The following is a 12,502-nucleotide window of genomic DNA, read 5'->3' on the forward strand; positions in this document are numbered from 1 at the left end:
TAAGGTGTGGACAATGCTTAAATTGATGAAAGGAATCGTAGCGGCCGCGACTCTCGGCTATGCAGCTACCGCGTTTGCCTTCCCGATAAACCTCGAGTCCATCGAAGGCACATTCAACAATGCACAGGGCGCCAGTGTGACGTATGAACAAAATGGCTCTGAAGTGTACTGGGGAAATCCAGCCCACCTGGATCAACGAAGCGGCTACCAATTTGATGCGTTTAATCCGCTGCCTCATCAGATCAATGATGATTCGCCATTTACATTGGGTAAATTCACCCATGTGAATATGCCAGTGACGGGCGATACGCTCACCTCCGTTGACCTCGACGTAGCCTTGGGCTTTGAAGGGGGAGGAAACCCTGAAGCAACTTTTTCGTTTACTCACGAAGAAACACCGAACAACGCGTCAAATCCATTTGAAATCTGCATATTTGGCCACTGCTTTGTTCTATGGGACCAGCACAATGGCCCGGTTGCGGACACCGTACTTTTCTCAAACGGAATTGTGTCCAATGAAGAGTTTGTCTTCGATGGCAACATGTACAGCTTGGAGCTGGTCGGCTTTGCAAATGGAACCCACGAGCTGATCACGGATGAGAAATCCATCAATTCAGTGGATCTTCTGGCCAAACTCACTGCTCGCAGCGTACCCGAACCCGGCACTCTCGCGCTGCTTGGCCTCGGCCTGGCCGGCCTGGGACTGGCGCGCCGCCGTAAGGTCTGAGCAATCCCCTCTTCGCCGGCAGTGCCCTGTGCTGCCGGCGATTCCTACCTCCCGTGATCTGAATCCCGAATCCGCGCATAATACTGGTATCACCCAGTCACCACGAATCGGGACATTATGGACTCCATCACACAGGCCGCCCTTGGCGCTTCCATTGCGGGCGCGGTTGCCGGCAAAACCCTGGGGCGATCGGCCCTTCTTACCGGTGCGTTGCTCGGCACATTACCCGACCTGGATGTGGTCATCGACTATGGCACAGCGGTTGCCAACTTTACCCAGCACCGGGGGTTCAGCCACTCTCTGTTTATTCTGGCACCACTGTCTCTGCTTATCGCCTGGGGCCTGTGGCGCTGGAAACCGCTCATTTCCTATCAGCGATGGCTGGCTCTGGTTGGTCTGATCCTGATCACGCACCCGTTGCTGGATGCCTTTACCACCTACGGCACCCAGCTGTTCTGGCCCATTGGCCCGCCCGTGGCGATCAACAGTATCTTTATTATTGATCCGCTCTATACCTTGCCACTACTGGCGGGTTGTCTGGCCTTTCTGTATCGCCCACCGGCGTCAAGAACCGTTGCCGCCGGACTGCTTCTTTCCAGCCTTTATCTCGGCTGGACCCTGATTGCACAACAGATCATCACCGATCGGGTGCGACCGGCGCTGGCGAACGCCGGTATGGAGCAGGCGGCCCTGATGGTTCAACCCATGCCATTCAACACCGTTCTCTGGCGTGCCACAGCGGTCAGTGCCGGGCAAAGAATCGAAGTAGTGACCGGTTTCCTCGATGCCAGCGACGAGCTGGTACTGGAACGCTTCCCGCGGCAACCAGAGCTTGCCCGCCTTGTCGCCGAGCTGCCGGAAGCCCGGCGGCTGGAATGGTTTACCGGCGGTTTCCTGGACTACCAGCAGAACGGCACTCAGATAACCGCAACGGATATCCGGCTGGGCATACCCGGCGCTCACCCTTTCACCTTCATCCTGGCGGAAACCGCCGAAGACGGACTGCAGCCACTGGCCAGCGATCGCCTGCCCCGCCCGGCGCTGAACCGGGCCGCCCTGCCCCTGTTGTGGAATCGAATGACCGGCCAGGTACCGGTATTGTGCCTGGCCACGCTGTCTGCTCCCAACCACGGGAGCTCCTGCTGATGCGGCTGGATCAATATCTGAGCAACGGTACAGAGCTTTCCCGCAAAGAGGCGAAAAAGGTCGTGTCAGCGGGACGAGTGAAGGTGGATGGCGAAACCTGCCGGCAGGCCAATCGCCAGGTGGAGGCCGAACAGTCCGTTCATCTTGATGGAAAACCGGTTAACCCACCCGGCGATATCTACCTGATGATGCATAAACCCGCTGGAGTGCTCAGTGCCACCACCGACAGCAGCCAGCCAACGGCACTCGACCTGCTGCCCCGCGGCCTGGCCAGTCGGGTTCATATCGCCGGGCGGCTGGACAAGGACACCACTGGCTTGCTATTGCTGACCAGTGATGGCCAATGGTCCCACGCGGTCACATCCCCCCGCCGGGAATGCCGCAAAAGCTATCGGGTCTGGCTGGCTGAGGCTATCCCGGACGAGGCCCGCCGGGCGCTTGAAAAAGGCGTCATGCTAAACGGTGAAACCACGGCGACCAGGCCCGCCGAGGTCCGTGTACACAGCGACAAGGTCATCGACCTGACCATCAGCGAGGGCCGTTACCACCAGGTCAAACGGATGCTGGCGGCGGTTGGCAATCGTGTTGAGGCCCTGCACCGTTTCCGTATCGGCAGCATTGAACTGGATGATAAGCTGGCGCCCGGAGAATTCCGGGCACTGACCTATCAGGAAATCCGCTCAGTAACAGAGTGAAGGCCTCGGCCTAGGCACGTTCGAACCGCTGGGCTGCCAGATTTTTCCGCACTGAACCTGCTTCAAACACCTCACCGTTCATGGCGATATAGACCCCCGCCGGTAACAGCGACACCGCGGCCCAGGCAAAGCCAACGTTGAAGGTAGCATCGCTGCGCCGCATGCGCGCAGGTTGCATGGCGCCCGTCAGCACAATCGTGCGATCGGCTACCGATTTCAGTACCTCGGCGGTCTGCGCCATGGTATCGGTGCCATGGGTAATCAGGATACGCTGGCTGGCCGAAGCCTTGACTGCTTCCAGAATGGTTTGGCGGTCCGCATCGGTCAGCTCCAGGCTGTCCTTGCGCATCAGGGGGCGAACCTCATAGCCGTCATGGATGTTGGATTCCGTCAACAGTTCCGGCAACAGGCTGTCCCCGATTTCAAACTTGCTGTTGGCATCAAAATAGACCTTATCGATGGTGCCACCGGTGGTCAGTATCTCAATCATGGTCTGAGCTGTTCCTTTATTGTGAGGACGCCGTGGTGGTTCGAGACTGTTCTGCCTCTGCCGCCATCAGAGCTGAATTTTTTTCCTGTGCATAACGCTTCGCGGCCGGCGCCACCGAACCTGGTTGACCCGTGGCAAGCCAGCGCTTGATTCGGCCGGCATCCCCCATCGGAGACCGGGTACCCAGAGAGTCCAGCAAAACCGTGATCACGGGCGTTCCGTTCATCTCCGACACCATCACCAGACAACGCCCCGCCTCTGTCAGGTATCCGGTTTTACTCAGGCTCACGCCCCAGCTGTCCCGATGCACCAACGCATTGGTATTGCCAAACGACAGGCTGTACCGGGGTTTGCGGAACTCGGCCCGGTAGTAGCCGGTGGTCGAGGCTTCACGAATTTCGGGATGCTTGAGCGCAGCACGCGCCAGGATCACCAGGTCCGCTGCCGTGGACACATTGCCGGTAGAGAGACCGGTCGGGTCAACAAATCGGGTCTGAAGCATCCCCAGAGCTTTTGCCTTGGCATTCATCGCGGCAACAAAACCGTCGAAGCCACCCGGATAGACACGCGCCAGAGTGTAGGCAGCAAAGTTCTCGGATGACATCAGGGCAATCCGCAGCACATCCCGGCGCCGAAGCTGAGAACCCACCCGAATGCGGCTCCAGGCGTTCGCGGCAGCCTCGACATGACGCTCCTCGAACGTCAGCCACTCGTCCATATCCTGTCCCGATTCCACCACCACGAGTGCCGTCATCAGCTTGGTGATCGACGCCACCGGTACCGGGCGATCGGCGTGCTTACCGAACAGCAGGCCCTCTTTGCCAACTTCGGCCGCCGCTGCCTGCACCGACGCCAGGTTCGGCGCCCGCTCCGGACTGGCGAGGCTCTGGCCGGACACCGCCAGGAAAAAGACGACAACAGTGACAAACACGGAATAACGCATGGTGAACTACCTGCCTCTCAGGCCTTAACAAGGAATGGGTCAATAGCGCGAACTATATCAGCGCAGACGGGCCGAACGCAGGTCTCATTTTCAATCATGCGTTTTAAACAGCAAATGCAAAAAATCTTAAATTCCTGTAAAATATTAATCAAATCAATTCGTTACATCTCGTTAATCATTGTAACCAGAGTGTAACGGTGCCGCTTTCCAGTTTCAGGATGCGTTCAGGATGGACTCTCCGTCGCTCGGCCAGACTCTCTCCAGGGAAACCCGCTCGGACAGATTACCGGCGTGGCTGCACCAGTCGTTCCCGTTTGTCATCCTTCTCCTGGCCATTACCTACGGACTTGCGACGACCTTCTGGCAGGATCCGCCGACTCTTTCGGTCAGTCCTTCGGTGCAGACCGACAGCGCCACAAACGGCCCTCGCATCGCTGGCCAGATCGAATATCTGATCCACCCCCTGGGCAAGGTACTGCAAGACAGACTCTGGCAATCCGAAGTCTGGAGCCGGACGGATACCCGCTATTCCGGAATCGGCTATCCCTACAAACCCGCAACTTTCCGGCTGACACTCGAAAACCCGACGTCAGAACCTGCGAACAGCCAGGTGACAGTACCTGCACCTTACCTGGACCACCTGCAACCTGCCCTGATTCACCCGGACGGAAGCATCGAACACCTACCCGCCATGGGCGACCGATACCCCTTCGATCAACGATTCCTGGCGCTACCGCAGTGGGTCTGGCCGGTCACGCTGCAACCGGGCACCACCACCCTGCTGATGGAAGTGCAGAATCACGGCCCGGTACTGTTGCCGGTCATTCTGTCAGACAGCGCCGAGGCTCTCGGTGCCGGCACCGCCATCACCGCCTGGAAGTCGTTTGTCACCGGTCTGCTGGTGTTTGCACTCTTACTCAACCTGAGTATTGTGGCCAAGCTCCGCCGACCGGGCCTGGCCTGGCTGAGCGTGCTGATGATCAGTGTTATCTACAGCCAGCTGGTGATGGACGGCCTGGGGCTGTGGCTGATCTGGCCGGCACTGCCAGAGCTCAATGCCCTGCTCAGCATCAGTCTGCCGCTGTGCCAGATCGCGCTTTGCGAATTCACCCCACACTTCCTCCAACTGACCCGCACGGAAGCCCGGATACTCCGGGCCTTCAGCCTTCTTGCCGGAGCGCACCTGCTGGCAGCGCCTCTTGGGTTTCAATTCCTGGGTCAACATGCCTTCCTGATGAGCAGTGCCGTCGGCGGGCTGTTCATCTTTGCCCTGAGCCTGCGCCAGCTGAACAGCCACGTTTACGCCCGTTACTATGCCCTGTCGGTACTGGCGATCGTGATCGGGGCTGTCACGTCATCACTTCGTACCGTTGGCTGGCTACCCGTGAATGCGGTGACCGACTCCGCCTTTTTCCTGGGCGCAGCCACCGGCTCCCTGATCCTGACCAGTGGTGTGGGTAAACTGCTGCTGGAAGAACGCAAGAAACGCATGAGCTCAGACATACGGGTTCAGGAGGAACAGAAACTCCGGGCCAGCATTGAGCGTGATTATGACCGTTTGCTGAAAACCCACAGGGTAACCGGAAAGCCAAACAGGCCCATGCTGGAGGAAACCCTGGGCGCGCTGGACTGCCACAAAACGCCCTACACCCTGTGCATGATTCGCCTGGCCCGGTTCAATGAACTGGAACAGGCCCTGGGCTACCGAGCGGCCGAAGAACTCCTGAAGCAGTATCTGCGGCAACTCAACCGGTATCTGAAGCAAACGGTGGGCGATCAACTGGTGATGATCAACGGTTACAGCGTGGCCACCCTGGACACCGTCAACCATGCTTTTGCCCTGTTGCGCCATCCCGACGAGGCGCTGGAGAGCCAACGCCTGCAGGCCATCAGCCGCTGGCTGTCCGAGAACTTCCGTGAGGGCCGTTTTTCCTTTTCCTGGGCCGCCTCGGTTGGCGTCGCCCACGCCCCGGAACATGCTGCAGAACCGGCCGGCGTACTCGCCTGTGCCGGCTTTGCCTCACTGGACGAAAGCCTGCCGCTGGTGGTTTATGATCCTGCCATTGCCGAGTGGCAATACCGCCAGCAAATGCTGATGCTGGATGTGGAACAAGCGCTGCGTTCCGGCGAAATGTGGCTGGAGTACCAGCCCAAGATCAACATCCGCGATGGCCGGATTGGCTCACTGGAAGCCCTGATTCGCTGGCAGCACCCGGAATTCGGCAGGATTGCGCCCAGCCAGTGGATTCCCCTGGCCGAAGAAGTGGGGATCATTCACACGGTCACACTCTGGGTTCTGGACCGAGCCTGCAGGGACAGCCATCAGCTTCGTGAACAGTATGGGCGTGATATTACGGTCGCGGTGAACATTTCCGCCAAGGATCTGGCCCACAGTCTGTTCCACGAGGAAGCCGGCGCCATCGTCCGACGACACAAACTGGAGCCGGCCAACGTCAGCCTGGAAATTACCGAAACCGCCATGATGACCGATCCGGAAACGGCCCGCAGCACCATCCGGACCCTGAGCGCGATGGGCTTCCGGATTGCACTGGATGACTTCGGATCCGGCCACTCATCACTTGGCGCCCTGGCACAATTCGAGCTGGATGAGCTGAAAATCGACCGCAGTTTTCTGGAGGGGGTACTGGATTACCCCTCAAGACAGAAAATACTTCGTGCCGCTCTTGAGCTGGGCACAGCCCTGGACCTGGATGTGGTGGTCGAAGGCGTGGAAGACGAAACCATCGCACTCTGGCTGCATCAGTTTCCGGGCTTGCAGGGGCAGGGTTATTACTGGGGCCGCCCATTCAGCCTGGAACACAAAACCCGTTAGCTGCCGATAATCACCGTTCCACTGCCAACGGTAACGCCCCCGCAGGATACAGCACCGCCGGTAACCGCAGCCGGTTTGCCATTGATCATCACGGTTCCGGAACCGGCCGCAATGGCCCGGGGATGGGGCGGATGCTTGGGCTTTGAATGGGGTTGCAGCGGATCGCCTACCCGGGCAACGGGTTTACCGTCCACGAGAACATCGGGGGAACCGGCAATCACCGGTGTGGGCGGGAATCCCTGATGGTCCATACCGAGATCGCCCAGCAATACTATTGCCTTACTCATGGATTGATTCCTTTCATCATTGAGTCCTGAGCCACCATCCTATACCGAAATCCGCACGGACCCAAGTCCCGCACCAGCTCAGTGCATGCTAAAAGATGCAGATACGACTGACCTGCATCAAGGGGGCTGACGGCGGTCCGTTTTACACTTCCTTCACACTCATCAGCCATGGAGGCCGTCATGTCATCGCCCACTGAACCCGTTCAGGCGCCCAACGAGGCAACACCAGGCTCAGCCTTCCATTGCTGGCAGCAGGGCTATGGCGTTATCCGGCACTCCGAACAGACCTCCGCCAGAGTCCGGGAACTCGCTGGAAAACTGGTTAGTGCCGGGCACCAACCGGATGAAGATACGGTGTACCGGAAGCTGATCGCCCTGGACCGGCTCACCAGCGCCGGCCTGTGGCTGGTGGTGCACATGACCTATTGCAACCGGGTGGACATTGCCGGCGCCCCCCTGGTCGCCCAGGATTTCAAGGCTTCGCCGGAAGGCCATACCGGAGGCGCCCTGAACATGGTGCCTGCCTACGCGGCCTACCTGGCCCTCAACAACCTGACCGGAAAAACCCGCAGCTGGCTGATGGGACAAGGGCATTGTGTGGCCGCCGTGGATGCACTCAACGTTCTGACCGGCAATCTGCATCCCGAGCAACGCGCCCGTTACCTGGCGCCTGAGGGACTATCTCGACTGGCCTCCGACTTCTACAGCTATCGCCAGAAACCGGATGGCACGATGGCCGCCCCCCTGGGCAGCCACGTAAACCCCCATACCGCCGGGGGCATTATCGAAGGCGGCTACCTTGGGTTTGCAGAGCTGCAGTACGCACATATGCCTCTGCCCGGTGAATCTCTGGTGGCCTTCCTTTCCGACGGCGCCGCCGAAGAACAGCGCGGAAGTGACTGGATACCCCGATGGTGGCGTGCCGAGGACTGCGGACTGGTCTTGCCGGTGATGATTGCCAATGGCCGTCGCATTGAACAACGAACCGAGCTTGGTACCCGAGAGGGTCTGGAACGGTTTGAGCAGCACCTGCAACACCGGGGCTTTGACCCGGTGCGATTTGACGGCCGTGATCCCGCGGCCTTCGTCTGTGCCATGTACGACATGGAGCAGGCACTAGCAGCCCATGGCACTGCTGCGCAACAAGGTGAGACCAGCTACCCGGTTCGCATACCCTACGGTATCGCAGAGACCGTGAAAGGCTATGGTTTCTATGGCGCCGGAGAAAACGCAGCTCACAATCTGCCTCTGCCCGGCAATCCTCGTATGGATGCCATATCCAGGGAGCTGTTCAATGAGTACGCAACACCGCTATGGGTAAAACCGCAGGAGCTGAACCTGGCGGTATCCGAGCTGAATGAACACAGCCAACAGGGCCGGCCACTGGAGCGGGATCACCCGCTGGCGCTTCGCCGTCCCTCGGAACCTGCCATTCCGGTTTTGCCCTGGGCTCAGAACAAATGCTCACCCATGACTGCCGTTGATGAATTCTTCAAGGCTCTGGTCGCGGACAACCCGGAACTCCGGCCCCGGGTCGGCAACCCGGACGAACTCGCCAGCAACCGACTCAAAGGCGTGCTCCACAGCCTCAAGCACCGCGTGAACGACCCGGAGAACGAGGCCGAGTCAGTACACGGCAAGATCATTACGGCACTGAATGAAGAGGCGGTCGTCTCTGCCTGCCTGGCCAACAAAGCGGGATTGAATCTGGTGGCCAGCTACGAAGCCTTCTGCGTGAAAATGCTCGGCGCTATCCGCCAGGAGTTGATCTTCGCCCGACATCAGAAAGAAGTGGGCCGGCCACCCCAATGGCTGGGACTGCCAGTGATTGCCACCTCGCACACATGGGAAAACGGCAAGAACGAGCAATCCCACCAGGACACCAGCTTCTGTGAGGCTTTACTGGGAGAAATGAGCGATGTCTCCCGGGTGATTTTCCCGGCTGACTACAACAGCGCCCTGGCGATTCTGCCATCGGTTTACCGGGAGCGGGGCCGCATCAGTTGCCTCGTTATCCCGAAACGGGAGCGCCCGTGCGTCTTCAACGGCAGCGAAGCCGAAGCACTGGCAAGACACGGCGCACTGGTGGTGGACGAGGATACCTCGGCTGGCGAAGAACCCCTGCTGCTGATTGCCAATGGCGCCTATCAGCTTTCCGAGGCCATACGGGCTTGCGAGCGTCTGCGCGAGACCGGCACACCGTTCCGGCTGGTCTATCTGCAGGAACCCGGGCGCTTCCGTCAACCCCGGGATCCGATGGAAGCCACCTCCTGCCTGACCGAGTTTGAGCGGGAGCGTCTGTTCCCCCATCGCATGCACCGACGGGTTGCCCTGACCCATATGCGGCCGGAAGTGTTTCGCGGACACCTTCACACGCTGTTCCCGCATCCCGGCCATTCCCGGGTACTGGGCTACATCAATCGGGGTGGTACCCTGAATGAAGCGGGCATGCTGTTCGCCAACCGTTGCTCTTGGGGCCATGCCCTGGCGGCCTGCGCCGAGGTGATGGACAAACCTCCCGGAGAATGGCTCTCCAGCGCCGAACTGGCCGCGGTGGAGGGCCGAGGCGATCCGGGAGTGATTACCCGCGGACTGCCTTGACCCGGTTACGTATCGCAGTTTCCAGTTCCAACACCAGCAGAACCACAACACCAGCCACCACGGAAAACGCCAGCTGCTCCAGGCTCAGGGCCGCAGTGGTAAAGGTGTGCTGGAACCAGGGCAGGTAGGTGAACAACAACTGCAATACCACGACCGCTGCGATCGCTGCCAGCACAACGGGGGTGCCGAGCACCCCCCGCAGGGTAATCGAGGCACTGTCGAGATAACGCACCGCAAACAGGTAGAAAACCTCCATCGCCACCAGGGTGTTGACCGCCAGGGTGCTGGCCAGCACCGGGTCCTGATGACGATGCATGACCCAGAACCAGGCCGCGAAGATACCCACCAGAAACAGCAGGGATACAAACGCCACCCGCCAGACCACAAATCCCTGCAGCAAGGACTCGTCCCGTGGTCTGGGAGGTTGCCGCATGACTCCGGGCTCGGGCGGCTCAAATGCCAGGGTCATGGCGAGCAGCACCGAGCTGACCATATTCACCCAGAGAATCTGCAAGGCGGAAATGGGCAACGTGAGCCCCAGTAGCAAGGCGGTGATCAGACTGACGGATTCCCCCCCGTTAATCGGAAGCATAAAGGCAATGCCCTTACGCAGGTTGGTGTAAACCGTGCGCCCTTCCCGGACAGCCGCAGCAATGCTGGCGAAGTTATCATCCAGCAGCACCACCGATGACGCCTGCCGGGCCGCTTCCGAGCCCTTTACACCCATGGCAATGCCAACATCCGCCCGCTTCAGTGCCGGGGCATCGTTGACGCCATCACCGGTCATGGCCACCACACCATGCAGTGCCTGCAGCGCTTTCACTAACCTGAGTTTGTGCTCGGGGCTGGTGCGGGCAAACACATCCACCTCTCCGGCCAGACTCCGGAGCTGATCTTCATCCAGGTCATCAAGCTCTTTGCCGGTCAGTACCCGGTCGGCATTACGCAGCCCGAGTTTTCGGGCAATGGCACCGGCCGTCAGGGCGTGGTCGCCGGTAATCATCTTCACCCGAATACCGGCATCGTGGCACTCTTTGATAGCGCGGATAGCCTCCTGCCGGGGCGGATCCAGCAAGCCCACCACCCCCAGCAATTCAGCGCCCTGTTCCAGCTCTTCCAGCACCAGTTCCCGGCTGCCTTTCGCCATTGGCCTGCGCGCCAGTGCCAGCACCCTCAGGCCTTCGGAAGCCATTTCCGTAATGATCCGTTCCCAGTGCTCCGTGCTCAGCGGCTCCGTTCCACCGTCGGTGGATACCTGGTGCGCACACATGGCCAGAATCCGTTCCGGAGCGCCTTTGAGATAGGCAATACCGTGACCGTGGTGGTCGTGATGCAATGTGGCCATGAACCGTATGCGGGTATCGAAGGGAACCTCATCAACCCGTGGCCAGCCGGAGGCACTGTTCACATGATCAAATTCCGCCTTGCCGGCAAACACTTTCAGCGCGGCTTCCATGGGGTCACCATGAATAGAAGGCTGCCCGTCTTTGCCAATAATGCTGGCGTCGTTACACAGTGCCGCCGCCCGGGCAAGCTCAGCCAGCACCCCATCGCCGGTGACCGGCTTCCCCCCCCGGCAGACCATGCCATCGCTACCATAACCTTCGCCGGTAATCTCATAGCGCTCACCGGAGGTCACAGCAGTAGTCACCATCATTTCGTTACGGGTGAGCGTGCCGGTTTTGTCAGAGCAAATGACTGAAACCGCGCCCAGGGTTTCGATCACCGGCATCCGGCGTACCACCGCCTTGCGACGCGCCATCTGGCGCACACCAATGGCAAGGGTAATGGTGAGAATGGCAGGCAAGCCTTCAGGAATGGCTGCCACCGTCAGGCCCACCACCGCCATGAACAACTCCCGGAATTCCAGGCCACTGAACACCAGACCGCCAAAGAAGATGAGAATGCCGGTCGCGATGACAATCAGAGAAAGCCCCCGCGCAAACCGGTCCATCTGTTCCAGCAGCGGAGTTTTAAGACTGGTGGTATCAGCCAGCAGGCCGGAAATGCGGCCGATTTCGGTATGTATACCGGTACGTACGACAACGCCCCGGGCGGTGCCCGTGGCCACCATGGTGCCGGAGAACGCCATGCCAGTCTGGTCGCCGAGGGCCGACTGCTCGTCCACCGGATCGGGGAACTTGTCCACCGCCTCGGATTCGCCCGTCAGGATAGCTTCCTCAATCTTGAGGTTGTTGGTTTTTTCCAGGCGAAGATCGGCGGGCACACGGTCACCAGCCTCCAACAGCACGGTATCACCAGGTACCAGCTCGCCGGCATCCACCTGATGCTGGCCGCCGGCCCTGACAATGCGGGCGCGGGGAGCCAGCATATGACGGATAGCGGACAATGCCTGCTCGGCCCGACCTTCCTGGATGAAGCCGACCAGGGTCTGGACAATCACCACCGCCAGAATCACCCCGGCGTCGACCCAGTGTCCGAGAGCACCGGTGATGGCCGCTGCGGTCAGCAGTACATAAATCAGGAAATTACGTAACTGGCGACCGAGCCGGGCCAGGGGGCCGGACGTCCTACCCTCTGACAACTGGTTGGGACCAAACCTCTCATACCTGGCCCGCGCACTTTCGTCGGTCAAAGGCTCCGGCGCTTCCAGAAGAACCCGCGCCTGTTCTGCGGCCAGGGCATGCCAGGGCTGAGACTGTGCGCCCCCGGCTAGTGTCCGCTGTGAACCTGGCGTGCTGACTTCTGACATATCCCTGCTCCCTGCCTAAGGTCTGGGTCAACTACACAGGATTCTGCCGATACCGCCAATGCGCCAG

The 12,502-nt window shown here is 59.8% G+C and carries 9 protein-coding genes; 5 read left to right on the top strand and 4 right to left on the bottom strand.

Annotated elements, in window-relative coordinates; all coding sequences use genetic code 11:
- Nucleotides 1–13: 13 nt before the first annotated feature.
- The 3 genes from Q675_RS35750 to Q675_RS35760 all read left to right on the top strand — a co-directional run bounded on the left by Q675_RS35750 (nucleotide 14) and on the right by Q675_RS35760 (nucleotide 2,568).
- Nucleotides 14–727, top strand: a complete 714-nt coding sequence (locus tag Q675_RS35750) for a THxN family PEP-CTERM protein (RefSeq protein ID WP_022993204.1) — start codon at nucleotides 14–16, stop codon at nucleotides 725–727.
- 117 nt (nucleotides 728–844) lie between these two features.
- Entirely contained in the window at nucleotides 845–1,873 is a 1,029-nt protein-coding gene (locus Q675_RS35755) for a metal-dependent hydrolase (RefSeq protein WP_022993205.1), read from the top strand.
- Nucleotides 1,873–2,568 carry a pseudouridine synthase gene (locus tag Q675_RS35760; protein ID WP_023012071.1) on the top strand — a complete coding sequence of 232 codons (696 nt, stop codon included), beginning with the start codon at nucleotides 1,873–1,875 and terminating at the stop codon, nucleotides 2,566–2,568. The genes Q675_RS35755 and Q675_RS35760 overlap by 1 nt, the downstream gene beginning before the upstream one ends.
- A gap of 10 nt (nucleotides 2,569–2,578) precedes the next feature.
- Here Q675_RS35760 and Q675_RS35765 read toward each other — a convergent pair whose 3' ends face one another.
- The gene (locus Q675_RS35765; protein ID WP_022993207.1) at nucleotides 2,579–3,058 is read right to left on the bottom strand and encodes an asparaginase domain-containing protein; all 480 of its coding nucleotides are present in this window, start codon (nucleotides 3,056–3,058) and stop codon (nucleotides 2,579–2,581) included.
- Nucleotides 3,059–3,074: 16 nt separating this feature from the next.
- Nucleotides 3,075–4,001 (bottom strand): D-alanyl-D-alanine endopeptidase, encoded by a 927-nt coding sequence (gene pbpG / locus Q675_RS35770; protein ID WP_023012072.1) that lies wholly within the window; start codon nucleotides 3,999–4,001, stop codon nucleotides 3,075–3,077.
- Between the two features lie 229 nt (nucleotides 4,002–4,230).
- On the opposite strand from pbpG, the gene Q675_RS35775 reads away from it, so the two are divergent.
- Nucleotides 4,231–6,834, top strand: coding sequence for an EAL domain-containing protein (locus tag Q675_RS35775; RefSeq protein ID WP_023012073.1), 2,604 nt, complete (start codon nucleotides 4,231–4,233; stop codon nucleotides 6,832–6,834).
- On the opposite strand, the gene Q675_RS35780 is transcribed toward Q675_RS35775, so the two are convergent.
- Nucleotides 6,831–7,121, bottom strand: coding sequence for a type VI secretion system PAAR protein (locus tag Q675_RS35780; protein WP_011787014.1), 291 nt, complete (start codon nucleotides 7,119–7,121; stop codon nucleotides 6,831–6,833). The genes Q675_RS35775 and Q675_RS35780 overlap by 4 nt on opposite strands.
- 180 nt (nucleotides 7,122–7,301) lie before the next feature.
- On the opposite strand from Q675_RS35780, the gene Q675_RS35785 reads away from it, so the two are divergent.
- Nucleotides 7,302–9,722, top strand: a complete 2,421-nt coding sequence (locus tag Q675_RS35785; RefSeq protein ID WP_023012074.1) for a D-xylulose 5-phosphate/D-fructose 6-phosphate phosphoketolase — start codon at nucleotides 7,302–7,304, stop codon at nucleotides 9,720–9,722.
- Here the strand turns inward: Q675_RS35785 and Q675_RS35790 are convergent.
- The gene (locus tag Q675_RS35790) at nucleotides 9,703–12,435 is read right to left on the bottom strand and encodes a cation-translocating P-type ATPase (protein ID WP_023012075.1); all 2,733 of its coding nucleotides are present in this window, start codon (nucleotides 12,433–12,435) and stop codon (nucleotides 9,703–9,705) included. The genes Q675_RS35785 and Q675_RS35790 overlap by 20 nt on opposite strands.
- Between the last annotated feature and the right edge of the window lie 67 nt (nucleotides 12,436–12,502).

It is taken from the genome of Marinobacter sp. EN3, from assembly GCF_000475315.1.
Taxonomy (GTDB): Bacteria; Pseudomonadota; Gammaproteobacteria; order Pseudomonadales; family Oleiphilaceae; genus Marinobacter; species Marinobacter nauticus.